Here is a 24,231-nt window from a genome sequence, read left to right as displayed (position 1 = left end):
ACCGCCGCCTCCCTATGCCGATTGCTGCTGATTGAAGCCCGGCAGCCCGCTGCGGCGCAACTGACCCAGGCAGCGCATGATCTCATCCTTGGTCCGCAGGCGCTGGCGCTTCAGCCCTTGCAGCATCATGCTGCACGGCGACGGGCGTTTCAGCTCCTTGGCGATTTTCGCCTTCAGCGACTGATGTTTCAGGCGCAGCTTCGCCAGCCTCACCTGCAGCGAGAAAACCTTTACCCGTGGACTGTTGTTCATCAATTGCCTCCTTTTTCCTGTGTCAGGCGGCGCGGCAAGCCGCGGCCTCACAGTCAAGATGGGCAGGCATTGCATTTTAAGAACCCAATACTATTGTCCTTTAAGATAGGTTTTTCCTATATCTTGCGAGGAGAGCCACAGATGCCGGAAATCACCCTGCGCCAGCTCCGCTATTTCGCCGTCCTCAGCAACGCCTTGCAGTACCGCAGCGCGGCCCGGCAGCTGGGGATCAGCCAGCCCTCCCTCAGCCTGCAGATCGCCGCCCTGGAGAAAGTCCTGGATACCCGGCTGATCGAACGGCGGCGCAACGGCCTGATCCTGACCCCGGCAGGGCGCGACACCGCGGCCCAGGCCGAAAGGATCCTGCAGGACGTGGAACGGCTCAGCCAGACCGCCGGCGCCTCCGGCGATGCGCTGGAGGGCACCCTGCGGCTGGGGTCTTCGCCGACAATCGGCCCCTACCTGCTGCCGCGGGTGCTGCGGCGGCTGCATCAGTCTTTTCCGGACCTCAAGCTGGTCATCCGCGACGCCCCCCCGCGCGAGCTGACCGAGGATCTGCTGGCGGGCCGGCACGATCTGATCCTGACCCAGCTGCCGGTGCCGCGCGATGACATCCGCCACACCTTCCTGTTCCGGGAGCCGCTGAGCCTGGCCGTGGCCCGGGATCATCCCCTGGCCGGCCGGAGCCGGGTGAAGACCGCAGATCTGGACGGGGAGAACCTGCTCAGCCTCAACCCGTCTTACACGCTGAGCCGCCAGGTATCACAGCTCTGCGCGGCATCAGGGGCGAACCTGCGCGAGGATTTCGAAGGCACCAGCCTCGATGCGCTCCGCCAGATGGTATCGCTCGGAATGGGCGCAACCCTGCTGCCTGCGCTTTATGTCGAGTCCGAGGTGAAACGCGGCGAAGGCGATGTCGCCGTGGTTCCCATGCAACCGCTGCTTTACCGGCAGGCAGGCCTCGCCTGGCGCCGCAGCAGCGGCAGCCCGCCTGCCTTCCTGAAGCTTGCAGATTTCATCCGCAGCGTCATCGAACAGGAGTTTGCCAATCAGGTGATTTTGTGAGGCAGAGGGGCACCGCCGCCGGGCTGCCCTTAGCCAGTCTCAGTCTGCTGCCCCCTTGGGCATGGGGAACCGGGCGGAACCCGGCACGCTGCCGACCCGTCCGGGCGTTGCAAGCGCGGCAGCCGGTGCTGCGCAAGCGTCAGCAGTTGCGTGACGCCGCACAATGCAAATGGCCCCGCACAGCGCAAATGACCCCGCATAACGCAAAAAACCGGCACAGCGCCTGTCCGGTGCTGTCCGTGCCTGGCGGTGCAATGACCCGCCTTCCGGTTTTCTGAAAAACACAAACCTATAACAATTTCCCGCTCCCGCGGGACCAGCCGCCCCGGGACAAAATCCTCTCGCGGCAGCAAGGGCGGTCACTTCTGCAACCTTCAGCCGTGGCCCCGTGCGGGTCCCGGCGCTTTGCCCTTCAATACAGCCGGAGCACGGTTTCCCCTCATGCCCCGATTTGGCCTGCCGGTGCTTTGCCGGCGTTTTGCGGCCCGTTGCCCGCCGGAACCCTCTCCCGGCCAGCGCCTTAGTAGATATAGCGGATCTGATCCGACCAGTAGCGCTCCACCCGCTTGAGCGAGGCGGTGATATCCTCAATCCCCTGCGAGGAGATCACGTTCTTGCCCTCCAGCCCCTCGGCATGGCGGGAGAACAGCGCCGACACGATATCGCGGATCTCGCGGCCGCGCGGGGTCAGCCGCACCCGCACCGAGCGGCGGTCGATTTCACAGCGCTGGTGGTGCATATAACCCATCTCGACCAGCTTCTTCAGGTTGTAGCTGACATTGCTGCCCTGATAGTAACCGCGGGTCTTCAATTCCCCGGCAGTCACCTCGTTGTCACCGATGTTGAACAGCAAAAGCGCCTGAACCGCGTTGATTTCCAGCACGCCAACGCGTTCAAACTCGTCCTTGATGACATCCAGCAGCAGACGGTGGAGACGCTCGACAAGGGCCAGCGCCTCCAGGTAGCCAGTCATGAAACCTTTCCGGTCTGTCTGGCCAATTGGCATTTCCATACTCATTCGCATCTCCGACTCGAATTTGCTTCTAAGACAAGATGCCAACAATTCCCGAAAAATCGGTTAAGCCGGTATTTTATTATTTTTGGTAGGTTTGCGCTATGTCCGCGACCAGTGCGCGGAACCGCTCTTGCGGCTCCGCCTGGCCGGTCACCCACTGGTACAGATCCTGGTCGTTTTCGTGCAGCAGCTGGTCATAAAGATCCAGCTGCGCAGCGTCCATCTGCTCCAGATTCGCGGCTGCAAAGGCCGACAGCAGAATATCCATTTCCTTGATACCCCGGCGCATAGAGCGCATCTGCAGCCGCTTCAGGCGGATGGTCCGGTCTTCCTGCATCCTGGTCTCAGGCGACTTCTGTGGTCTGGCCGTCATTGACCTGCAGCAGGGTCCGCAGCTTCTTCTCCAGCCGTGCAGCCCGCTCCGCATTCTGGCGCATTTCGCTGCGCAGATCACGCAACTCGTTCAGAACGCTTGTGAAATCGCCTGCTTCCAGCTCAAGCGGCGCCGGTTCCGACATGCCTTCGCCTTCGCCGGTCAGCAGCCAGGACATCGACACGTTCAACACGCCGGCCAGCATCGTCAGCTTGTTGGCGCGCGGCTCCGCCAGGTCGCGTTCCCAGGCGCTGAGCGTGGACTTCTTGATCCCAAGCCGGCGCGCGAGCTGGCCCTGGGTCATCCCGGCAGCTTCCCGTGCAGCCGCCACGCGGTCGCCAAATGTCGCTGCGTCCGGGCCGTACCAGTCTGTAGTCTGCTCCGTCATTGCCAGTTCTCCTAATCCAGTTTGAACGCGGCTTGATCGCCGTTAAGCCGCACCCTATGACAGTTGCGAGCAACATACAAACCGAGGCCGCAGACCATGTCTTTCCTGTCCGAGACCTTATCCCGCGTCAAACCGTCACCGACCATCGCAATGACGGCCAAGGCCGCCGAACTGAAGGCTGCCGGACGCGACGTCATCGGCCTCAGCGCCGGCGAGCCGGACTTTGACACGCCGCAAAACATCAAGGACGCGGCCGTCGCCGCTATCGCCGCGGGCAAGACCAAATACACCGCCCCCGACGGCATTCCGGAGCTGAAGCAGGCGGTCTGCGCCAAAATGAAGCGCGACCACGGGCTCGACTACACCCCGGCCCAGGTTTCCGTCGGCACCGGCGGCAAGCAGACGCTGTACAATGCGCTGATGGCCACCCTGAACGAAGGCGACGAGGTGGTGATTCCCGCGCCTTACTGGGTCTCCTACCCCGACATGGTGCTGCTGGCCGGCGGCACGCCGGTGATTGCCGAAACATCACTGCAGACCAATTTCAAACTGACCGCCGATCAGCTGGAAGCGGCAATCACCCCGAACACCAAATGGTTCATCTTCAACTCCCCCTCCAACCCAACCGGCGCGGGCTACAGCCGGGCGGAACTGAAGGAGCTGACAGACGTTCTGATGCGCCACCCGCATGTCTGGGTGATGACCGACGACATGTATGAACACCTCGCCTACGACGGGTTTGAGTTCTGCACGCCGGCCCAGGTGGAGCCGCGGCTTTATGACCGCACCCTGACCTGCAATGGCGTCTCCAAGGCCTATGCGATGACCGGCTGGCGCATCGGCTATGCCGCAGGCCCGGAGAAACTGATCGCAGCGATGCGCAAGGTGCAGTCGCAGTCCACCTCCAACCCCTGTTCGGTCAGCCAATGGGCCGCGGTGGAGGCGCTCGATGGCACCCAGGACTTCCTGGCCCCGAACAATGAGATGTTCGTCCGCCGCCGCGATCTGGTGGTCTCGATGCTGAATGACATCGACGGCATCTCCTGCCCCACGCCGGAGGGCGCGTTCTACGTCTACCCCTCCATCGCCGGGCTGATCGGCAAGACCACCCCCGCGGGCAAACGCATTGAAACGGATGAGGATTTTGCCACCGCCCTGCTGGAAGAGGCGGACGTCGCCGTGGTCTTTGGCGCCGCCTTCGGCCTGTCGCCGAACTTCCGCGTGAGCTACGCCACCTCTGACGCAGCGCTGGAAGAGGCTTGCCGCCGCATCCAGAAATTCTGCGCTGCGCTGACGTAGACAGGAGACCAGGCATGAGCGCAGATCTGCCGGAGTATTATTTCCGCGTCCGTGAAAACGGCGCTTTTGTCTTCCGCGTCGATACCGAGAACCGCCAGCGGCGGATCGAGATGGACCAGATCGCCGTTGTGAACATCCGCAACGGCGAGATCAAACCGCACGGCCAGCGCCAGCTCAGCGATCAGGACATGGCCGAGATCAAGTCGTGGATGGCGGCCCGCACCGCCACCCTCGCCGCCCGCGATACCGACGACATTCACCGGGCCATCGACCATCTGAACCTGACCGCCCACTGGGCCAACAGCCGCGCCACGGATGAGCAACTGGAAGACGTCACCGACGCCCTGCTGCTGGCAATGCACGACCTGCGAAGCGTGCTGGTGCGCAAGAAGGCCGACCGGCTGATCAAGGCCCGAGGCGGCGCATAAGCCATCCGGCGCGCGGCCGGTTCAGCCGCAGAACAGCGAGCGCACCGTATAAGACCGGAACCGCGCCGGCGGCCGCTGCCCGACCCGGCTCTCCAGCCCCGAAGCACGCGGCGGCAGCAGCGGGTTGCCCAGCAGAAACAGGCTGCGCTGCCACTGCTCCAGCGGCGTTCCGGCCCGCGGCCCGCCCAGTTGCAGCCGCCACTGCAGATGCAATATGCCCCGTGACCGCGCATCGCCGCCCAAATGGAACTGGCGCAAGGGCTGCGCGCGCCCTGGCAGCAGCTCCGGCGCCTCCAGGCTGGCGATCTGGCAGATGTACTGCGCCTTCACCGCCGCTTGCAGGCCGCCGCCCGGCGGCTCCCGCGACAGGGTCACCACATGGCCGCCTTTGATACCGGCCCCGCGGATGGCAAATTCCAGCGGATACGGCAGCTCAAACCGCTGCGTTTGCGCCCCCGGCCCGAACAGCCGCTCCTCGCCCTGCCAGCGCTTGCCGCTGGCAAAGCGCAGCACATAGCGCCCCGGCGGCACCAGCACCTTGAAGAACTTGCCGCCCTCGATATAGGCCCCCAAAGCCGCCGCGCCGGTTCCCGCATCGCTGAGGATGAGGTAATAATCCGCCCCCGCCGGCGTCCTGACCTGCAGCGGAAACACCGCGGGCAGCCCGGTGCGGTTCCACATCAGCCCGGCCCGCGGCGGCGCTGCCATCAGTGCCAGCGGCACAAGGCAGGCCAGCAGCACGGCCAGCAGCCGGCCTGCGCCTTTTTCAGCACATCTGAATGTCATCGCAGCCTCCTTACCGCCACTGCTGCGCGGCTGCTGCCAGACTAACACAAATGCCGCGCGGCCAGCGCAGCCGCCCTGCAAACCCTGCGGTTTCTGCCCCCGGCCAGACCGCCCCGCCGGAACAATCAGCCAGCCGGGACGTTGGTTTTCCATCCACACGAGAAACAGGAGCAAGACCATGCAACAGGCTCAACACGGCTCTGGCGGCAGCCTCGTCTCGACAAATGAGATCACCGGCACCGCGGTCTACGGCGAAACCGGCGAAAAAGCCGGTACCATTGACCACCTGATGATCGACAAGACGTCGGGCAAGGCAGCCTATGCAATCATGACATTCGGCGGCTTCCTGGGCCTTGGCGAACAGGAATTCGTCATTCCCTGGGGTGCACTTTCATACGACAGCGGCCTGGACGGGTACCGCACCAGCATTACCCCGGACCAGCTGGAAAGCGCCCCGGCCCAGTACGAGGGCTGGCACCGTGACCGCAAGCACGAGGAAAGCATCTACGACCATTACCACGTACCCTATTACTGGTTCTGATCGCCCAGCCCCAGCCCGGCGCCCCTATTCGGCGATGTCCTCCGCCCACAGCTCCGGCTTTTCGCGGATGAACCGCTGCATTAGCGCGATGCAGTCCGGGTCCTCGGCAATCACCACCTCGACCCCGCGGGAGCGCAGGAACTCTTCGTTGCCGCCGAAATTCTGCGCGTCGCCGATCACCACCCGCGGGATACCGAACTGCACGATGGTGCCGCTGCACATCATGCAAGGCGACAGCGAGGTGTACAGCACCGTATCGCGATAGGACGCCTGCCGCCCCGCCTTGCGCAGCGCATCCATCTCGCCGTGGGCAATCGGGTCGCCCTTCTGCACCCGCTGGTTGCGCCCCTGCGCCACCACCTGGCCGCCCCGCGCCAGCACCGATCCGATCGGGCAGCCGCCCTCATCAAATCCCGCCTTGGCTTCTTCATAGGCGATCCGCAGCAGGCGCTTGTCGTCGTCGGTCATCATGGGCAATGGGCCTTCCGGTTGCAAAATCAGACTGTTCAAAGACCCTGCCCCCAGCGCAGATGGCGGTCAACCCTGCCCCGCGCTCCTCAGCAAGAGGCTGGAGTGAAACGCCTCCCCATGCCACACTCGCCAAGGCCGGGGGCTGCCCGGGCCAAGCCTTGGGAGGGCCGCCATGTATGTCGCCGGATTCGTGATCCCCGTCCCCGAAGAAAACTTCGAGGCGTACAAGGCCTGGGCCCAAGCCAGCGCCGAACTGTTCCGCGAATACGGCTGTCTGGAGATCGTCGACTCCTGGGAGGACAACGTGCCGGACGGCCAGCACACCGATTTCCGCCGCGCCGTTGCCGCCCGTAAGGGGGAGCGCATCGTCCTCTCCTGGCAGGTCTGGCCCAGCCGGAAGGAGATGGAGGAGGCCGAAGCCCGGATCGCCAAAGACACCCGGTTCGACATCCCGGTCGAAATCCCCTTTGACCACCGCCGCCTGATCCTGGGCGCGTTCTCTCCCATTCACACAATGGGCCGCAGCACCGCCGGGGGCTGAGACGCAGGGAACAGCGCCGCCCGGCTTACGCGGCCTGCAAACCCACCCGTTTGATCGACTTGCCCCAGAACCGCCGCATCAGGAACAGCCCTGCCGCCGACAGGCCCGCAACCAGTCCCATCCAGACACCGACGCCGCCCCAGCCGAGCACAAACCCCATGACATAAGAGGCCGGGATGCCCACCGCCCAATAGCTGAGCGCGGCAATCACCATCGGCACGCCGGTGTCCTGCACGCCCCGCAACAGGCCCAGCGCAATCGCCTGCATCCCGTCCATCATCTGAAACAGCGCCGCCGCCGCCAAGAGGCCCGCACCGATCAGCAGGATCTGATCCTTCTGCGGGTCGGCCGAATCCAGGAACAGCGACATCAGCGGGCCGGGAATGGTCAGGAACAGGGTGATCCCCACCACTGAAACCCCCAGCGACATCGCCGTCACCACCTTGCCGCCGCGCGCCATATGCGCCCGGTCGCCGCGCCCGAAGGCGTTTCCTGCCCGGATGGTGGCGGCATTGGACAGCCCCAGGTGCACCATGAACGTCAGCCCCGCCAGCGAGATCGCAATCCCATGCGCCGCCAGCGGCACCGTGCCCAGCCACCCCATCATCATCGCCGAGGCCGCAAACAGGCTGCTCTCGCTCAGCGTGGTGAGGCCAATCGGAGTGCCCATCCGGAACACCCGGCCCAGCATCTCCCAGTCGGGGCGCTGGAAATTCTTCAGCAGCTCATGCTCCGGCAGCGCCTTCAGCGCATAGGCCAGCACCAGAACAAAGGACACCCCGTTGGTCACCAGGGACGCAATCGCCGCCCCGGTTATGCCCAGCTCCGGCGCGCCCCAGTTGCCGAAAATCAGCGCATAGTTCACCAGCGCATTCAGCACCGCGCCGATCACCGACAGCCACAGCACGATCTGGGTCCGCTCCAGCGCCGCCAGATAGGATTTGGCCACCATGTACAGAAGCGCAGGGAAAATCGCCCAGCCGGCAATCCGCAGATACGCCGCCGCCGCATACGCCACCTCCGGCTCCTGCCCCAGCAGCAGCAGGATCGGCTCGGACCACCACAGCAAGGGCATCGCCAGCGCGCCATAGGCCAGCGACAGCCACAGCCCCATGCGGGTGGACCGGCGGATCTGCCGCTCCTCGCCCGCGCCGGCCGCCGCCGCCACCATCGGCATCACCGCAAAGGCAAATCCGGACCCCAACAGGAAGATCGAGAAGAAATAGGTCGCGCCCAGCGTTACCGCCGCCAGCTCCTCCACCCCGTACCAGCCCAGCATCACCGTATCGGTCAGGCCGATGGCAAACTGCGCCACATGGCCGCCGATCAGCGGCAGGCCAAGAACGGCAATCGCCCGGGCATGGCCGCCCGGTGACATTTCGGTGTGTCTGGTGGTTAACGTGCTCATAATGCCAGCCTTAGGCCCGCCGGACGGTTCCGGCAAGAGCAGAGTCTCCTTGCCCCCCGTACAGGCCCATGTTGGTATTCTGCACAGACCGCCCCACCGCTTGCAGGAGCCTTTTCAAATGACCAACCCCTTTGCGCAGCTGATCCCCGACGCCCGCGCCTTTCTGACGGAGCTGTCGCAGAACAACAGCCGCGACTGGTTCACTGCGCACAAGGACCGCTATGAGGCGCAGCTCAAATCCCCCGCCCTGCTGCTGCTGGACGAGGTCGCGCAGGCAATCACCAAACGGACCGGTGTGCAGGCCGTGCCCAGGCTGTTCCGCCCCCAGCGCGACATCCGGTTTTCCAAAGACAAGACGCCCTACAAGACCCATCTGCACATGATGTGGACGGTCAATGGCGCGGGCTGCGCGCTGTTCTTCGGCATCGACCCCGGCTCCTGCACCACCGGCGGCGGCATCATGAACTTCACCAAGCCGCAGATCCCCCTTTGGCGCGAGGCGGTGGACGGTGAAACCGGGGACGAGGCCGCAGCCCTGGTGGATATCCTCGCGCTCAAGGGTTTTGCCACGAATGAACCCGAGCTGAAGCGCGTCCCCGCCCCCTATGGCAAGGCGCACCCCCACGGCCACCTGCTGCAGCGCAAGTCCCTCACCTTCTGGCATGAGATGAGCCCGCGCGAACAGGCCGCTCCGATGGCAGCACTGATGTCCGCCTATCTGACGCTGGAGCCGATGTTCACTCTGCTGCAGGAGGCGCTGGAGGCGTAACCGTCACAGCGCCCGCAGCATGATCTGGCTGGCCAGCACGGCCACCACCCCGCCCGCCAGGATCTCCAGCACCGCGGCTGCGCGCAGGGCGCCGGTGCCCTGCATCTGCGCCAGCGTCCCCTTGCGCATGGTGACGGCAGCAACAGCCACGGCAACGGTGACAGTGGCCGTCCCTAAACCCATGGCAAAGGCTCCGGCGATCCCGGACCACAGCACGCCCATGCGCCAAGTCAGCAGCAGCAGGAACACCGCGCCGGTGCAGGGACGCAGCGCCACCGCGCCCACAATCGCCAGCGCATCACGCAGCGAATGGACATTGGCCGCTTCCTCCGCCGTCGGCCCGTGCCGGTGCCCGCAGGAGGCGCAGACCTCCCCGGTCTCATCATGGTGGTGGTGATGGTCATCAGCGCCATGTGCGCCAGCCCGGCTGCCCAGCAGCCGCCGCAGGCCCCGCGCCAGCAGCCACAGGCCCACCAGCGCAATCAGCCCATAGGACAGCGGCGCCAGCACATCCTCGGCCGCGCTGGTCAGCTGCTCGCGGCCCCAGTCCAGCAGCATCAGCCCGCCCGCGACCAGCAGCACTGCCGTCGCCGCCTGCGCCAAAGAGGACGCCAGCGCCAGCCCGGCCAGCCGCAGCAAGGGCACAGGCTTGCCCATGCCATAGCCGCCGATCACCAGCTTGCCATGCCCCGGCCCCGCGGCGTGGAAAAACCCGTAGGCAAAGCACAGGGACAAAAGCGCCGTCAGCGCCCCCGGCTCGCCCGCACGCAAGGCCCGCAGCCCCCGCGCCATCGCGTTCTGTGCCTCCCGCTGGCCTTCAGCAGCCCAAACCGCAATGGTCCCTGCGCCGCCAAAGCCCCATAGCCAGACCGCCAAGACCGCCACGCCCAGCGCCGCTATCGTTAATAAAATCTTCACCTTACGCGCCGCAGCTCAACCGCACGGTATCGGCAAAGGCCTCGCCCACCTCCGGATAAGCCTCCTCCGCCTGACCGGCCGGCATCGCATACAGAAGCTCCTCCACCTTGGTGTACGCCGCGTCCAGGTTTGGCGGTGTCACCTCGCCAGTGCAGCCGCCGGTGACCTCCAGCCCGCCTGTCAGCGTGTAGGCGGTGTAATAGGTCGGATCAAAGGCCTTGATCACCACACCGTCCGCCGCCTGCGGCTCTGCCAGCACCCGCCGGTGCCGGGTGGTGATGCGCCCGTCCGCCACTTCGGTGGCCAGATGCACCGGCGCCCCCAGCGCCAGCGCTTCACCCGCGCGGGTCAGATAGGTGTCGCCCTGAAACCCCTCAGTCCAGGCCATGTCGAAGCCTTGCAGCTTTGACAGCTCATCCGCCGTCAGCGCGCCATCAAAATCGCCATCCAGCCCCCGGTCCTCAAAGATCAGCAGCGAATAGAACTCGTCATAGGCCCAGGTGATTTCGACCGCTTCCAGCTGGCCGGTGTCCGAGACAATCACCTTCATGGCAGTATCGACAAAGATATGCGGATGCGACCCGGCATCCTGCGGGGCCAGCACTGCGGCGGCAAGCAAGGGAACAATACGCTTCATGGCTCAAAGCTTTACGCGCCCGGCTGCAGCCCCGCAACCGCAGGGCCGCGCCGCAGGCAAGGATCAGCGCGCCCGGGTCTCGGGATGCAGCGCCTTGCCCAGGATGTGGTCGGACTGATGGATCACGTGATGCGCCTGCCCGACAATCAGCGGATCCGGCGCCTGCACAATCGCCGGGTCCTTGCCCGGATAGTCGAGCGACGCCAGGAAGTGCCGCATGCAGTTCAGCCGCGCCCGCTTCTTGCAGTTCGACTTGATCACCGTCCAGGGCGCATCCGCGGTATCGGTGTAAAAGAACATCGCCTCCTTGGCCTCGGTGTAGTCATCCCACTTGCCCAGGGACGCCTTGTCGATCGGCGACAGCTTCCACTGCTTCAGCGGGTCGGTCTCGCGCGAGTCGAACCGCCGCTTCTGCTCTTCCTGGGTGACCGAGAACCAGTATTTGTAAAGCCGGATGCCCGAGCGCACCAGCATCCGCTCGAACTCCGGCGCCTGGCGCATGAACTCCAGATACTCGTAAGGCTCGCAAAAGCTCATCACCCGCTCGACGCCTGCGCGGTTGTACCAGGAGCGGTCATAGAACACGATCTCGCCGCTGGTCGGCAGATGCTGCACATAGCGCTGGAAATACCATTGCCCGCGCTCCTCGTCCGAGGGTTTGTTCAGCGCAACCACCCGGGCCGAGCGCGGGTTCAGGTGCTCGGTGAACCGCTTGATGGTGCCGCCCTTGCCCGCCGCATCGCGACCCTCGAACAGCATCACGAACTTTTCCCCGGTCTCCTGCGCCCACAGCTGCACCTTCAAAAGCTCCGCCTGCAGCCGCGCCTTCTCCGCCTCATAGGCCCGGCGCGCCATCTTGCGCGGGTAAGGATACTCGCCGCTTTCAAAGGCCCGCCGGATATCCTCCGCGCTTGGCGCCCGCGGCGCGGCCGGCACCGGCTCCTGCACTGTCCCTACCGCTGTCCCTGCGGCGCTGTTCACAATCTTCTCTGCTGCGGCGTCCATAAAAAACTCCCTCTTCCAATCTGCGCCGCAACCATACCGCCGCCGCCGCCGCCCTGCCCTGACCTGCATCAAAAGATATGCGGTTTGCACATCAAAAGCGGCCCCCCGGGCCGCTTGATCCGCTTCATCTGGCTGCAAATATCACGGGGTGAGGCCCGCAGGGGCCGAGGGGCAGCGCCCCTCAGGTGTGGCCCCAGTCGTCCGGGTTCTCGGAATTGTTCGGGCTCAGCCCCAGCACATCCCCCTTGGTGGAGCACCCAAGCCCCAGCACCGTCCGGTTGGCATAGGCGAAATAGGCGGTCACCTGATTGATCTCCAGGATCTCCCCATCCTCGAACCCCGCCTCCCGCAGCGCCTCGATATCCGCCGCGGTCACGCTGGCGGGTTCCTCCGTCAGCATCCGCGCATACCCCATCGCCAGCACCTGCGCAGGCTCCAGCGGCGCCGCCTCCGGCTCGCGCGCCTCGATCGCCGCCCGGATCGCTTGCCCGCGCGCCTCGTCCCCCAACAGCCGCTGCAAGCCCGCAAAGTGATGCTCGACGCAATAGGCGCAGTCGTTCAAGGACGACACCCACACCCCCAGCACCTCCAAAAACCACTTCGGCACCTTGTTGCCCGTATGGTGCAGAACGTTCTTGTACAGCGCCATATGGCCTTCCATCGAATGCGGCCGCAGGGAATGCACCATCATGATGTTGTCGACATTGCCGCCCGGCCCGGTCACCCGCTCATAGAGTTTCTTCAGCTTGCCGGTTGCCTCTTCAAACGGAACGGTCCTGATCCAGGCCATGTCTCTCTCCCTGACTGTTTGGCCGGGAGAGTAGCGGCTGCCAACGGCAATGGAAGGAAAAACGGAGCGTCAGATCCCACCTGGCCTTGGGACGTGAGGCGCCGGCCGCACGGCCCGCGCCTGACCTTCCCCCGGAAGTTCACGCCGGTTCCTGCAGGGACAAATAGTCCGGGGGGACTGTTTGAGGCGTGGACGGGCGGAGCCCCTCGCAACCAACCGCGCAAATCAAAGAACGGTACTGGCAGAATTTCTCTTGGGACGTGAGGCGTCAGCCGCACGGCCCGCGCCTGACCTTCCCCCCGGGAAGGCGCTTCACGCCTCCCCAAGGTCAGGCGCTGGCCTTGTGTCGCGGCGTGTTAACAGCATGCCTTATTCCGCCGCTTCCCGCGCCACCGCCGCAATGGCCGCCCGCACGTCCGCCTCGCGGCTGCGGTGGTTGGTGATCGCGGCGCGCAGCATCACCCGGCCGCCTGCCCGGGTGGTCGAGAACACCGCCTCGCCGCTTTCCTGCAGGGTCTGGGCAATGCGGGCATTCACCTCCGACTGCGCCTCCCGCGGCAGATCGCTGCGCGCAGTGAACACACAGACATTCGACACCACCGGCGCCCCCAGCGCCATGCCGGGCTGCGCCTCCACCTCAGCGGCCATAAACGCCGCCAATTCGCAATTGCCGGTGATCGCCTCCGAAAACGCCGCTTCGCCATAGGTCTCCAGCGCCGTCCAGACCTTCAGCGCCCGGTTGCCGCGGCTCAGGTCGATGCCGTAATCGCAGAACCACGGCTCGCCGCCCGCCAGCCCGCGCTCAGCGCCCTCCAGATACGCAGGCCGCGCCGCAAAGGCTGCCCTGTGCTCTTCCTCGTTGCGCAGCAGCGCCATGCCGCAGTCATAGCCCACATACATCCACTTGTGGAAATCCAGCGCGATGCTGTCTGCCCGCCCGATGCCGTCGGACAGCGACCGGAAAGGCTCTGCCGCGATCCGCGTCCAGGCGCCAAAGGCCCCGTCCACATGCAGCCACAGCCCCAGCGACGCCGCCGCATCCGCCAAGGCGTTCAGATCATCAAACAGCCCCAGGTCCACCGTGCCGGCATTGCCCACCACGAGGAAGGGCACCGCGCCTGCAGCCTTGTCTTCGGCCACCATCGCCGCCAGCGCGCTGCAATCCATGCACCCATCCGCCAACGGCACCTTGCGCAGGTTGTCCGAGCCGATGCCCAGAAGCTCCACCGCCTTCAGCGTCGCATTATGCACGCCCTCGCCCGCATAGGCGGTCAGCCGCACATCGCCCTGCCCCTGTTTGCGCAAATCCTTCAAGACCCGCAGCCGCGCCGCCTGAAAGGCAATCACCGTCGCCTGCGAGGTGCCCGTCACCAGAATGCCGCTGGCCCCCTCCGGCATCCCCATCTTGCGGCGGGTCCAGTCGACCACCGCGCGCTCCATGTAATTCGCGCCGTGGTCGCGCCCGCCCATGTTAGCATTGACCGCCGCCGCGGCCACGCTGCTGATCAGGTCCGAGGCCAGCCCCGACCCCTGCACCCAGCCCCAGAACCGCGGATGGGTATTGCCGCCATGATAGGGCAGCACATCGCGGATGATCCGGTCCACCGCCGCCTGCGGCCCCAGCGCCTCCGCCGTCACCGCATAACGCGCATCAATGTCGTCCGGCACCGGCTGCCAGGGGCGCTCCGCAGCCTGCTGCATCTGGTCCAGCGCCGCCTCCAGCATCCGCTGTGCTTCCGCCCGGAACGCCGCCCAGTCCTGCGTCTTGATCCCCTTCTCAGCCACCCGCGCGCCCTCCTCATGCCCTTCGCTGGCAGAGGTCTAACGCGCAGCCCCTTGCGCCGCACGGAAAATATCGACGCACCCGGATAACCGCAGGCGCGCTTCGAAAAATCCGAAACTCAGATCTGGGCCGAAACGGCGGAACGCCGTAGAATATGCGGCTGCGGCGGCGTCAGAACGCCTTGCCTGGCCTGATTTCGGAATACTGCTTCTTGCGCTTCGTAGTGCCGAAAACCTGATAGAAGCTCTGCTCGTCGATCTTCTCGAAACCGATACACTCGGCGCCTCCAAACATCTTCAGCTCATAACAAATGCGCCCTCTGGACCTCAACTTGTAGGTGGTGGTCTCAGTTTGACCTTCCCATATCACATCCATGGTCCCGTCAGGTTTGACATACATCGCCCCCTCGTTGTTCTTGCCCAACGGATATGTGTTGCCGGTCAGCAGCTTCCTTACTTCTTTCTTTGAAAAGGATGGACCGGCTGCAGCTGGCAGTGCCAGTGAAACTGCAACTAGAAATACGGAAATTGCCCGTGCAAACTGCATGGCTCCCTCCCTTGAGTTACTGGTAAAAGATGAATGGTTAACAGACCGGCATCTTACCACAGTTGCACTTTCCTTTCAAAGAAGTAGCCCTGCGGTTGACAGGCTGCCCGCCCCAGCGCCTTATCCACAGCCCCGAGCCCCCCTCTTCCACCCGGCTGCGACACCTGCCATAATGGCCGCCAATCAACACCAAGGAAGAGCAGTTCCCGCACATGGCCGACGACCTCCTCAGCACGCCTGCAGCCGATACCTATGACGCCTCCTCCATCGAGGTTCTGGAAGGCCTCGAACCGGTCCGCCAGCGCCCCGGCATGTATATCGGCGGCACCGATGAGCGCGCGCTGCACCACATGGTGGCAGAGATCCTCGACAACTCCATGGACGAGGCCGTCGCGGGCCACGCCAACCGCATCGAGGTGACACTGCACGCGGACTATTCCGTCACCATCTCCGACAACGGCCGCGGCATCCCGATCGACCCGCACCCCAAGTTCCCCGACAAATCCGCGCTGGAGGTGATCCTCTGCACCCTGCACGCGGGCGGCAAGTTCTCCGGCAAGGCCTACCAGACCTCCGGCGGCCTGCACGGCGTCGGCTCCTCTGTGGTGAACGCGCTGTCGGATTCGATGGTCGTGCAAGTTGCCAAGAACAAGGAACTGTTCGAACAGCGCTTCTCCCGCGGCCTGCCGCTTGGCCCGGTTGAGAAGATCGGCGCCGCCCCCAACAAGCGCGGCACCTTCGTGACCTTCCACGCCGATGAGCAGATCTTCGGCTCCCACCGCTTCAAGCCCAAGCGCCTGTTCACCCTGGTGCGCTCCAAGGCGTATCTGTTCTCCGGCGTCGAAATCCGCTGGAAATCCGAAATCGACGACAATGAGACCCCGACCGAGGCCACCTTCCACTTCCCCGGCGGCCTCAAGGACTACCTGACAGAGGTGCTTGGCAAATCCTCCGTCTACGCAGAGGCGCCCTTTGCCGGCAAGGTCGAGTTCCGCGAGAAATTCAACGCGCCGGGCTATGTCGAATGGGCGATCAACTGGACACCTTCGCGCGACGGTTTCACCCAATCCTACTGCAACACCGTCCCCACGCCCGAGGGCGGCACCCATGTGGCCGGCTTCTGGGCCGCGATTCTCAAGGGCATCAAGGCCTACGGCGAGCTGGTGGGCAACAAGAAGGCCGGCAATATCACCCGCGACGACCTGATGACGGGCGGCTGCGCGCTGGTGTCCTGCTTCATCGCCGACCCGGCATTCGTCGGCCAGACCAAGGACCGCCTGTCGACTGAGGCCGCCAACAAGATGGTGGAAAACTCGGTCCGCGACCATTTCGACAACTGGCTGGCCGCCGACACCAAATCCGCGGGCGCCATCCTCGACTTCCTGATCCTGCGCGCCGAGGAACGCCTGCGCCGCAAGCAGGAGAAAGAGACCCAGCGCAAGTCCGCCACCAAGAAGCTGCGCCTGCCTGGCAAGCTCACCGACTGCACCGCCAAGAACCGCGCCGGCACCGAGCTGTTCATCGTCGAGGGCGACTCCGCGGGCGGCTCCGGCAAGGGCGCGCGCAACCGCGAAAACCAGGCGCTGCTGCCCCTCAAGGGCAAGATCCTCAACGTCCTTGGCGCGGCCTCCAACAAGCTGGGTTCAAACGCCGAAATCAACGACCTCTGCGAGGCGCTTGGCGTCGGCCTTGGCACCAAGTTCAACCTTGATGATCTGCGTTATGACAAGATCATCATCATGACCGACGCGGACGTCGACGGCGCCCATATCGCCTCGCTGCTGATGACCTTCTTCTTCACCCAGATGCGCCCGCTGATCGACAACGGCCACCTCTACCTCGCCTGCCCGCCGCTTTTCCGCCTGACCCAGGGCGCGCGCCGCGTCTACTGCCTGGACGAGGCCGAGCGCGACCACTGGCTGGAAAAGGGCCTGGGCGGCAAGGGCAAGATCGACGTCTCCCGCTTCAAGGGTCTTGGCGAAATGGACGCCAAGGACCTGAAGGAGACCACGATGGACCCCAAGACCCGCAAGCTGATCCGCGTCACCATCGACGAGGACGAGCCCGGCGAGACCGGCGACCTGGTCGAGCGCCTGATGGGCAAGAAACCCGAGCTCCGCTTCCAGTATATCCAGGAAAACGCGAAGTTCGTGGAGGAGCTGGATGTTTGAATCTTAGAAAACTCGAACGGCTTCAGCAGACTCTTGAAGTTGACCAACATCGACTACCGCACTTTGCTTTTGTGGATGCTGACAACATGCACAAAAGCTTTTCGAGCTGGCTGGACAATTTCAAGGTCCCGTCAGAACAAAAGAAATACTTCTCTTTTCCCAAGCTTTTCACGGCTCACCGATTTGATCGAGTTTATTTTTATTCAGCTGTTGAGGACATGAACAACCTCCCAGACTGGCTGGAAGAGATACGATCTCAAGATGGCTTTGTTTTGAAGCTAGGAACGCTCACAAAGAAAGGTAAGCAAATCAAACAAGAGGGTGTTGACGTCAAACTGGCGATTGACGCAACAAGATTTGCTTACACTTCGACAATGCGCTCTTGCACTCTATTCGGTGCGGACGGCGACTTTATCCCTTTAGTTGAGGCTGTCAGCGACGCCGGCTGCAAAGTCAACATTGTCTCTTTCAATGACCCGAAGAAAGGCAGAGTTGCACCATTACTACAAGCCGAGGCTGATACTTACACGAGAATAAACGGCCCTTGGCTATATTTTGCCAACACGTTTTCGTCTTCAGTCAATCAGCGCATGGAACGTTACCACGATTTCCGGCGATGCCCTGAAAAAACTTTCGAGTTTGTTCACGATCAGAAAATTGAAATCGCAAGACTGGGCGGCGAATATGTTGCCCAGATAGGACCAGACGCTCCAAGTAGTATGTATGGGGCCAGCAATATCGAACAGTTAATCACTTGGGTAAAAATGCACTACGCTCCTAGAGGGTAACAGTAAAATCTTACTTTCGCTCACTCAAAACCCGGTTCACACTTATTTTGCGTTTGATACTATTTTCAATCTCGTAGCACGCTTTCTTGCCACCCTCCAGTGACTCAAGGCCCGCGCCTGACCTTGGGAGGGCGCGAAGCGCCTTCCCGGGGGGAGTGAAGGCCGTCTCGGAAACGCTCCGGGGGAGCGTTTCAGGCCTGAACGGGCGGAGCCCAAGGCGCGTTTTCCTGCACAGGTCATGCACCACAAGGCCCGCGCCTGACCTTGGGGAGGCGTGAAGCGCCTTCCCGGGGGGAAGGTCAGGCGCGGGCCGTGCCGCTGCGCACCACGCCCCAAAGGCACACACCGCCACCGTCACGTTCCAAAGCACCGGCACCAGCGAAGGGCTCCGCCCGTCCACGTCTCAAACAGTCCCCGGACTGTTTGTCCCTGTGGGAACCGGCGTGAACTCCCGAAGGTAAGGCCACACACAGGCCCTACCGCTGCGCGCCACGCCCCAAGGGGGCACACCGCGCCCCTATTCACCTTTGCAAAATACTCCCGCCGGAGGCATCCCACGATAGGTCTGCACCTGCCTGGGCGGGCGCGAATGCGCCTGTCCGTTTTGCCGGAGGCAAACCTCCGGTTTGACGGGCAGGCAGGCGCAGACCGGGCCGCAAGCGACCCGGTCAAGACGGCTCGCACCCGTTGCGCCAAACCCCAATCCACCGCACGCCCCGCTTGCGCGCCCTTAACCCCGCTCTGCCATACTCCAATGCGTCGCGACACCGGTGCGGGCTGACACCCCGCACCACCAGGAGATACGGGAACCCCCAAGACCACATCTTCATCGGGTGCAGGGGGTCTCCGCAAAACGAGAGCTTTCGAGCGGACATGGGGGCTTGCGACCCCCGCCGGCCCTCCGCCATCTGGCGGCGCCGCCACCTCTTAACCGGCCAGCACGACACGGCCAAGCAGCATAACGGCCCACCGGCCCCAGACAGCCAGCCACCGGACAGGGATGCCCTCCCGCCCGGCCGAACCCGCGCATCCGGTGACAGCTTCGTGAGGGCTGTTGCCTGAAACCCCTGTCCGTTCCTAAGGTTAGGCCAGGCATTCACAGCACGGGAACGGTCATGAGCTTCATCGCGGACAACCAGCTGCCCCTGCTGATCCTGTTCTTCCTCACCGGCCTCATCGGCACCGCCTTTCTGTTCCGCAAACCCGCAGGCCACCGCGCCTGGAAACTGGCGGACCTCGTCTGGGTGGTCTTGGGCGGCTTCGGCGCGCTGGTGGCGGTGATCTCCGGCATTTACGCCGCCGACAGCTCCAAGCTCGAACGCCAGATCGACATCGCCTATGCCGCCACCGCGGCCTTCGACCGTGACGCCGCCCGCTTCCGCCTGCGCTTCTGCGACCCCGCCTATGACGCCGACATCGCGGTGCTGTGCGAAAAGGTCGAATTCCTGTCGGCTTCCACTGCGGGCAACGCCGAACTGCCGCTGTTCATCGCGGTCACCGATGAAGTCGCGCCCCTGCAGGGCCTCAGCTTCCTGTTCGGCAGCCGCAGCGGGATGGAGGAGATGTCGGAAATGGAAGCCCAGGCCAGCGCCTTTGACCCCGCGGCGTTTCTGGTTTTCACCTCGCTCGACGAACCCGCCCAGGCCGCGGTCGACAACATGCGCCGCAAGGTGCCCGCCATCGCCGGCGACTACCTGATCATCGCGCGGGCCTATGACGACCTCATCGCCCATGTGTCCAAGCTCAAGGACGAGTGGGAATACCTGCAGGACAACGCCCATATCCTGGTCTTGCAGATCATCGCGCTGTGCCTGGTCAGCTTCGCCGCCCCCTTCCGCCTCGGCAAATCCATTGTCGAGCTGCGCCGCCCCCGCTAACCTGACCGGACCGCCAACAGGACCCCGCCCATGCGCAGCTTTGACGAGATCCACGCCATTTCCGCAGACCGCCACGGCGGGCCGGAGGCGCTGGAGGCAAAGCTCAGCAAACCCGATCCCGATGTGACGGAGCTGCCCGAGGACCGCTGGCTGTCCGTGATGACCAAATGCATCTTCCAGGCGGGCTTCAACTGGAAAGTGATCGAGGCGAAATGGGACGGCTTCGAGGAGGTCTTCCACGGCTTCGACCCCGGCGCCTGCGCCTTCATGAGCGAGGATGAATTCGACCGGATCCTCAGCGACACCCGCGTGGTCCGCAACGGCGCCAAACTGGCCACAGTGCGCGCAAACGCCGCCTTCCTGATGGAACTCCGCGACCAGGGCGGCGCAGGCCAGGTGCTGGGCGGCTGGCCCTCCGCCGACTACACCGGTCTTTTGGAGATGCTCAAGAAACGCGGCAGCCGTCTGGGCGGCAACACCGGCCAATACGCCATGCGCTTTGCCGGCCGCGACAGCTTCATCCTCAGCCAGGACGTCACCGCCCGGCTGATCGCCGAGGGTGTGATCGACAAGCCCGCCGCCTCCAAAACCGCGCTGAAAGCGGTGCAGGCGGCCTTCAACGAATGGATGCAGCAGTCGGGCCGCTCGCTCACCGAAATCAGCCGCGTGCTGGCGCTGAGCTGCTGAGCTGAGGCGATGCCCATGATCCGCTGCCTGCTCCTCGCGCTCCTGCTCCTCGCCGCCTGCGGCCGCCCGCTGACAGAGACAGAGCGCGCCTATCTGGGCACCCTGCACGGGACCAGCCTGAACCCGGACAGGGTCCGCGTCGTGGACGGCGCCCCCCTGGGGCCTGTCACCCTGCGCCGCACCCCGCGGCCCCGCGTCACCTGCCGCGAGCGCATCCTGCCCCCGGTCAGGGACGAGATCATCACCACCAAACCCGCCGCCGTCGCCCTGTTCAACCGGATCTTCTTCACCCGGGAGTGGTACGTGGACAACTACCTGCCGGAATACCCGCAGCGGCTGCACCTGGTGGAGGCGATGCTGCTGGCGCATGAGGCCACCCACGTCTGGCAATGGCAGAACCGCGGCCGCACAGGGTATTCCCCGCTGCGGGCAGCGGCAGAGCACGGCCCGGACCGCGACCCCTACCTGTTCGACCTGGAGGGGGAGGCCGACTACCTCGCCTACGGATTTGAACAGCAAGGCGCAATCATGGAGGAATACGTCTGCTGCCGCGCCCTGGCCCCGCAAGCCGCGCGCACCAGACGGCTGCACAGCATGCTGGCCGCCGCGATGCCGGTCAGCCCGCTGCCGCAAAGCCGCGAAAGCGATGTCTACCTGCCGTGGAAGGGGGCAGAGCTGGACGGCATCTGCAATTGACCCGCCGTTTTCCGCCGCGGAAAACGGCTAAGACAATCGGTTTTTGTGGCCGGAATCCAGGCCGGATTCCGGCGCCGCGCCGCAACGTTGCACTTGTCTTACCACCAGGGTTGCGGCCACAACTTTGCTGACACCCCTGCAGGAGCCGCACCATGACCCAATACGCCCTCATCATGCTGGCCGCAGGCCTTGGCATCCCGGTGCTGGCGGCGCTGAACGCTGCGCTCGGCAAGCTGATCGGCTCCCCCGCCTCGGCCGCGGTGGTGCTGTTCCTGATCGCGCTGGTTGCCACCATCCTTTATGCGCTGATCTCCGGCCCGCAGGCCCTGGCGCAAATCCCCGCCGCACCCAAGCACCTGCTGCTGGCCGGTGTGCTGGTGGCCTTCTACGTCTTGTCGATCACCCATGTGGCGCCGCATTTCGGCGTCGGCAACGCGGTGTTCTTCGTGCTGATCGGCCAGCTGATCTCCGCCGCCGCCATCGACCATTTCGGCTGGTTCGGCGCCCAGGTCAGCCCGCTGACGCTCACCCGCGCCGCAGGAATTTCGGTGATGGCGCTGGGGGTCTGGATCACCCAGATGGCCTAACCGGACACTTTCTTCACGAACTGCGATTTCAGCCCGATCGGCCCCACCCCCGGCACCTTGCAGTCGATGTCGTGGTCACCATCCACCAGCCGGATGCCGCGCACCTTGGTGCCGACCTTGATGACCGAGGACGTGCCCTTCAGCTTCAGATCCTTGATAACCGTCACGGTGTCGCCGTCCGCCAGCACATTGCCAACGCTGTCGCGCACCTCCTTGGCCTCGCCCGCGGCCTCCCCGGCCGCCCATTCATGGGCGCATTCGGGGCAGATCAGCAGGGCATCCACCTGATAAGTATAGGCAGAGGAACATTCGGGGCACGGCGGCAAGGTATCAGTCATGCCCCGCCAATAGCCCGGAACCCGGCGCAAGGCCAGAGACAGATCCGCCCGGGCCCGACTGTGCTAGACTGCCCCGGACCAGCGGAGGGCCAGGATCATGACCGGCGGTGTGAAAAAACATTACAGCGGCAGCGGCAGCCTGGCGGACCGGATCGCCGGGGCGCTGCGCGCCAAGGGGCTGGAGCCCTCAAGCCTCACGCCCGCCGATTTCGAGGCGGTGGATGAATTCCACTTCCGCGGCCGGGCCGCAACTCTGGAACTGGCTTCACTCATGCAGCTGACAGCGTCGTCCAAGGTGCTCGACATCGGCGCAGGGCTTGGCGGCGTTGCACGGACCCTTGCGGAAACAGCCGGCTGCCATGTCACTGGCATCGACCTGACGCCGGAACTGTGCGCAGCGGCGGCAGAGATTTCCGGCTGGCTTGGCATGTCAGATCAAACGGAGTTTGTTCAAGGCGACGCAACAAGCCTGCCGTTTGCGGACGGTGCCTTTGATGGCGCCATCACGGCGCACGCGGCCATGAACATCCCCCGCAAAGACCGGATGTATACTGAGGCGCGGCGGGTTTTGCGGCCGGGCGGGAGTTTTGTTGCCTATGATATTCTGCAGGGCGAAGGCGGGGCCATGCTGTACCCCGCGCCTTGGGCGGCGGAGCCGTCAATCAGCCACTTGGCCACCCCGCAGGAGATGCAAACCCTGTTGCGGGGAGCCGGGTTCACACTGCTGAAAACCATCGATTCAACACATGACAGCCTGCGCTGGCTGGAGCAGCGGACCGCAAGCGGCGGTACCGCGGAGGCGGTGCCGGTTACCGCCAAGCTGCTGTTCGGCACCAGCTACAATGAGATGGTTCAAAACCAGCTGCGCGCCCTGCGCGAGCGGCGGATGCTGACCTGCAGCTTCCTCTGCGCGGCTTAGGAGGCCGACTTGCCGCTGACCTTGATATTGCCCTGCAGCTGGGCGCCGCTTTCGGTCGACATGCTTTGCGCCGACACATCCGCCTGCACCTGAGAGCTGGCCGCCAGCTGCAGGTCCTCGCATTGGATCTTGCCGCTGTAGATGCCCTCCACGGTGACAGACTTGGCGCTCAGCGCGCCATCGACGGTGCCGCCTTCCAGCACCGTCACCGCCTGCGCCGACACATCCCCCACGACGCGGCCGCGGACCTCGACGCTGCCTTTGCTGGAGGTGATATTGCCTTCGACCGTCACATCTTTTTCGATTACCGAATTCACCACGTCTCAGCCCTTTCTGCGCATCCCCGGACAGCCTAGCCCGCCCGGGCCAATTTGAACAGCAGATAGCAAACTGCCGTCCCAGGGCCAAAGCTGCCCCGGCCTGGCAGGCAAGGTTCCGCCGCCCCGCCCTGCTGCGGGTCTACTCCACCTGCGGAAAGGGGGCTGGCAGCGGCGCGGCGCTGTATTGGTAGAGCGACCCCCAGAACCCGCCCGGGCTGGGCTGCCAGGGCGCGCTGTTCATGTCCAGCGCCGCGCAGGGCGAGGATCTTGTGGCCGGGTTCTCCTTGGCCCGCTCGCAGCGTTCCGGCGTGCTGTGACAGGCCACCAGATAGGCCTGCGGCCCTTTCTTGCCGCTGTCCTCCTGATAGCAATAGCGGATCGCTTCCTCCTGCAGCTGGGCACGGGCCTGTTCGACCAGCTGCTGATTGCCTGCCACCGTCTTGCTGGCCGCCTCCAGCGCCACGGCGGCGTCCTGCTGTACCAGCTCGGCCTCGCGCTCCAGCTCCCCGGTGCCGCCCCCGGCGGCCTGCAGCGCCTGCGTCAGCCGGGCGTTCACCTTCTGCGCCTCCGCCAGCGCGGTCTGCAGCTCGGCCACGGCGGCGTCGTATTCGACCAGCTTGGATTTCCACTTGAAGCCGGCAAAGCTGCCCTCCTCAAACCCCGCGCTGACCAGAATGCCGTTCAGCGTCTGCGGAAACAGCAGGAAGACCGCAAACAGCGCAATCACCGACATATCGCGCAACAGCACCACCAGATCCTTCAGGACCGAGACCGTTTTCTGCATCTGAACCCACCGTCACTGGAACCCTACGAGGCCACTGTGAACCAGCGCT

At 64.5% G+C, this 24,231-nt stretch carries 29 protein-coding genes; 13 read left to right on the top strand and 16 right to left on the bottom strand.

The annotated features are described in order from the left end of the window. Positions 1-12: 12 nt before the first annotated feature. Positions 13-252: a YdcH family protein gene (locus ACTRWG_RS12735; protein ID WP_027238109.1), complete on the bottom strand. Its 240-nt coding sequence runs from the start codon at positions 250-252 to the stop codon at positions 13-15. A 141-nt stretch (positions 253-393) separates the two neighbouring features. Between ACTRWG_RS12735 and ACTRWG_RS12730 the strand changes: the two genes are divergently transcribed. Next, entirely contained in the window at positions 394-1,317 is a 924-nt protein-coding gene (locus ACTRWG_RS12730) for a hydrogen peroxide-inducible genes activator (protein ID WP_462829384.1), read from the top strand. Between the two features lie 520 nt (positions 1,318-1,837). Here ACTRWG_RS12730 and ACTRWG_RS12725 read toward each other — a convergent pair. From ACTRWG_RS12725 to ACTRWG_RS12715, 3 genes are all read right to left on the bottom strand, one after another. After that, a complete protein-coding gene (locus ACTRWG_RS12725) occupies positions 1,838-2,335 on the bottom strand; it encodes a MarR family winged helix-turn-helix transcriptional regulator (protein WP_209320225.1) in 498 nt (165 codons plus the stop codon). A gap of 76 nt (positions 2,336-2,411) precedes the next feature. Beyond that, positions 2,412-2,669 (bottom strand): succinate dehydrogenase assembly factor 2, encoded by a 258-nt coding sequence (locus ACTRWG_RS12720; RefSeq protein ID WP_008554023.1) that lies wholly within the window; start codon positions 2,667-2,669, stop codon positions 2,412-2,414. Positions 2,670-2,676: 7 nt separating this feature from the next. Further along, positions 2,677-3,093, bottom strand: a complete 417-nt coding sequence (locus tag ACTRWG_RS12715) for a helix-turn-helix domain-containing protein (protein WP_027238113.1) — start codon at positions 3,091-3,093, stop codon at positions 2,677-2,679. Positions 3,094-3,189: 96 nt separating this feature from the next. On the opposite strand from ACTRWG_RS12715, the gene ACTRWG_RS12710 reads away from it, so the two are divergent. Together ACTRWG_RS12710 and ACTRWG_RS12705 are read left to right on the top strand one after the other, a co-directional pair. Next, complete coding sequence (locus ACTRWG_RS12710; protein WP_027238114.1) at positions 3,190-4,392, top strand: pyridoxal phosphate-dependent aminotransferase; 1,203 nt, start codon at positions 3,190-3,192, stop codon at positions 4,390-4,392. A 14-nt stretch (positions 4,393-4,406) separates the two neighbouring features. After that, the gene (locus ACTRWG_RS12705; protein ID WP_027238115.1) at positions 4,407-4,820 is read left to right on the top strand and encodes a hypothetical protein; all 414 of its coding nucleotides are present in this window, start codon (positions 4,407-4,409) and stop codon (positions 4,818-4,820) included. Positions 4,821-4,841: 21 nt separating this feature from the next. Here ACTRWG_RS12705 and ACTRWG_RS12700 read toward each other — a convergent pair whose 3' ends face one another. Then, the gene (locus tag ACTRWG_RS12700) at positions 4,842-5,606 is read right to left on the bottom strand and encodes a hypothetical protein (protein ID WP_027238116.1); all 765 of its coding nucleotides are present in this window, start codon (positions 5,604-5,606) and stop codon (positions 4,842-4,844) included. 178 nt (positions 5,607-5,784) lie between these two features. Here ACTRWG_RS12700 and ACTRWG_RS12695 point away from each other — a divergent pair, with 178 nt between their 5' ends. Next, on the top strand, positions 5,785-6,147 hold the full coding sequence (locus ACTRWG_RS12695) for a PRC-barrel domain-containing protein (RefSeq protein WP_027238117.1): 363 nt from the start codon (positions 5,785-5,787) through the stop codon (positions 6,145-6,147). Positions 6,148-6,171: 24 nt separating this feature from the next. On the opposite strand, the gene ACTRWG_RS12690 is transcribed toward ACTRWG_RS12695, so the two are convergent. Next, entirely contained in the window at positions 6,172-6,618 is a 447-nt protein-coding gene (locus tag ACTRWG_RS12690) for a nucleoside deaminase (RefSeq protein WP_084299659.1), read from the bottom strand. Between the two features lie 172 nt (positions 6,619-6,790). On the opposite strand from ACTRWG_RS12690, the gene ACTRWG_RS12685 reads away from it, so the two are divergent. Continuing rightward, the gene (locus tag ACTRWG_RS12685) at positions 6,791-7,159 is read left to right on the top strand and encodes a DUF1428 domain-containing protein (protein ID WP_036798033.1); all 369 of its coding nucleotides are present in this window, start codon (positions 6,791-6,793) and stop codon (positions 7,157-7,159) included. A 25-nt stretch (positions 7,160-7,184) separates the two neighbouring features. Here the strand turns inward: ACTRWG_RS12685 and ACTRWG_RS12680 are convergent, their stop codons facing one another. Then, on the bottom strand, positions 7,185-8,567 hold the full coding sequence (locus tag ACTRWG_RS12680; RefSeq protein ID WP_051357892.1) for an MATE family efflux transporter: 1,383 nt from the start codon (positions 8,565-8,567) through the stop codon (positions 7,185-7,187). A gap of 118 nt (positions 8,568-8,685) precedes the next feature. Between ACTRWG_RS12680 and ACTRWG_RS12675 the strand changes: the two genes are divergently transcribed. Next, complete coding sequence (locus tag ACTRWG_RS12675; protein WP_027238121.1) at positions 8,686-9,336, top strand: TIGR02453 family protein; 651 nt, start codon at positions 8,686-8,688, stop codon at positions 9,334-9,336. 3 nt (positions 9,337-9,339) lie between these two features. Here ACTRWG_RS12675 and ACTRWG_RS12670 read toward each other — a convergent pair whose 3' ends face one another. From ACTRWG_RS12670 to ACTRWG_RS12645, 6 genes are all read right to left on the bottom strand, one after another. Beyond that, positions 9,340-10,254, bottom strand: a complete 915-nt coding sequence (locus ACTRWG_RS12670; protein WP_027238122.1) for a nickel/cobalt transporter — start codon at positions 10,252-10,254, stop codon at positions 9,340-9,342. A gap of 1 nt (position 10,255) precedes the next feature. Continuing rightward, a complete protein-coding gene (locus ACTRWG_RS12665; protein ID WP_027238123.1) occupies positions 10,256-10,891 on the bottom strand; it encodes a DUF1007 family protein in 636 nt (211 codons plus the stop codon). Positions 10,892-10,954: 63 nt separating this feature from the next. Continuing rightward, positions 10,955-11,896: a polyphosphate kinase 2 gene (gene ppk2, locus ACTRWG_RS12660; RefSeq protein WP_027238124.1), complete on the bottom strand. Its 942-nt coding sequence runs from the start codon at positions 11,894-11,896 to the stop codon at positions 10,955-10,957. Between the two features lie 181 nt (positions 11,897-12,077). Further along, positions 12,078-12,686, bottom strand: a complete 609-nt coding sequence (locus ACTRWG_RS12655; RefSeq protein ID WP_027238125.1) for a carboxymuconolactone decarboxylase family protein — start codon at positions 12,684-12,686, stop codon at positions 12,078-12,080. A 369-nt stretch (positions 12,687-13,055) separates the two neighbouring features. Then, the gene (locus tag ACTRWG_RS12650) at positions 13,056-14,471 is read right to left on the bottom strand and encodes a pyridoxal phosphate-dependent decarboxylase family protein (RefSeq protein ID WP_027238126.1); all 1,416 of its coding nucleotides are present in this window, start codon (positions 14,469-14,471) and stop codon (positions 13,056-13,058) included. Between the two features lie 169 nt (positions 14,472-14,640). Beyond that, positions 14,641-15,015, bottom strand: coding sequence for a hypothetical protein (locus ACTRWG_RS12645; RefSeq protein WP_154667866.1), 375 nt, complete (start codon positions 15,013-15,015; stop codon positions 14,641-14,643). A 212-nt stretch (positions 15,016-15,227) separates the two neighbouring features. On the opposite strand from ACTRWG_RS12645, the gene parE reads away from it, so the two are divergent. From parE to ACTRWG_RS12615, 6 genes are all read left to right on the top strand, one after another. After that, positions 15,228-17,186, top strand: a complete 1,959-nt coding sequence (gene parE / locus ACTRWG_RS12640) for a DNA topoisomerase IV subunit B (RefSeq protein ID WP_027238128.1) — start codon at positions 15,228-15,230, stop codon at positions 17,184-17,186. Further along, a complete protein-coding gene (locus ACTRWG_RS12635; protein ID WP_027238129.1) occupies positions 17,183-17,974 on the top strand; it encodes an NYN domain-containing protein in 792 nt (263 codons plus the stop codon). Before parE ends, ACTRWG_RS12635 begins: the two co-directional genes overlap by 4 nt. A gap of 1,115 nt (positions 17,975-19,089) precedes the next feature. Then, positions 19,090-19,851, top strand: coding sequence for a hypothetical protein (locus ACTRWG_RS12630; protein ID WP_027238130.1), 762 nt, complete (start codon positions 19,090-19,092; stop codon positions 19,849-19,851). A gap of 30 nt (positions 19,852-19,881) precedes the next feature. After that, the gene (locus tag ACTRWG_RS12625; protein ID WP_027238131.1) at positions 19,882-20,538 is read left to right on the top strand and encodes a DNA-3-methyladenine glycosylase I; all 657 of its coding nucleotides are present in this window, start codon (positions 19,882-19,884) and stop codon (positions 20,536-20,538) included. A gap of 15 nt (positions 20,539-20,553) precedes the next feature. Further along, the gene (locus ACTRWG_RS12620; protein WP_027238132.1) at positions 20,554-21,234 is read left to right on the top strand and encodes a hypothetical protein; all 681 of its coding nucleotides are present in this window, start codon (positions 20,554-20,556) and stop codon (positions 21,232-21,234) included. A gap of 152 nt (positions 21,235-21,386) precedes the next feature. Next, positions 21,387-21,821 carry a DMT family transporter gene (locus ACTRWG_RS12615; RefSeq protein ID WP_027238133.1) on the top strand — a complete coding sequence of 145 codons (435 nt, stop codon included), beginning with the start codon at positions 21,387-21,389 and terminating at the stop codon, positions 21,819-21,821. On the opposite strand, the gene ACTRWG_RS12610 is transcribed toward ACTRWG_RS12615, so the two are convergent. Continuing rightward, a complete protein-coding gene (locus ACTRWG_RS12610) occupies positions 21,818-22,159 on the bottom strand; it encodes a zinc ribbon domain-containing protein YjdM (RefSeq protein ID WP_027238134.1) in 342 nt (113 codons plus the stop codon). The two genes, ACTRWG_RS12615 and ACTRWG_RS12610, sit on opposite strands and share 4 nt — an antisense overlap. Positions 22,160-22,256: 97 nt before the next feature. Between ACTRWG_RS12610 and ACTRWG_RS12605 the strand changes: the two genes are divergently transcribed. Then, a complete protein-coding gene (locus ACTRWG_RS12605; protein WP_462829383.1) occupies positions 22,257-23,078 on the top strand; it encodes a class I SAM-dependent methyltransferase in 822 nt (273 codons plus the stop codon). On the opposite strand, the gene ACTRWG_RS12600 is transcribed toward ACTRWG_RS12605, so the two are convergent. Together ACTRWG_RS12600 and ACTRWG_RS12595 are read right to left on the bottom strand one after the other, a co-directional pair. Then, the gene (locus ACTRWG_RS12600; protein WP_027238136.1) at positions 23,075-23,398 is read right to left on the bottom strand and encodes a bactofilin family protein; all 324 of its coding nucleotides are present in this window, start codon (positions 23,396-23,398) and stop codon (positions 23,075-23,077) included. The genes ACTRWG_RS12605 and ACTRWG_RS12600 overlap by 4 nt on opposite strands. A gap of 139 nt (positions 23,399-23,537) precedes the next feature. Then, positions 23,538-24,182: an efflux RND transporter periplasmic adaptor subunit gene (locus tag ACTRWG_RS12595; protein ID WP_259958909.1), complete on the bottom strand. Its 645-nt coding sequence runs from the start codon at positions 24,180-24,182 to the stop codon at positions 23,538-23,540. Positions 24,183-24,231 lie beyond the last annotated feature (49 nt).

This window comes from Leisingera sp. G5_S3_59_S7 (assembly GCF_054968485.1).
The sequence above is the reverse complement of the archived record's forward strand: the minus strand, read 5'-3'. Positions and strand labels throughout refer to the sequence as shown.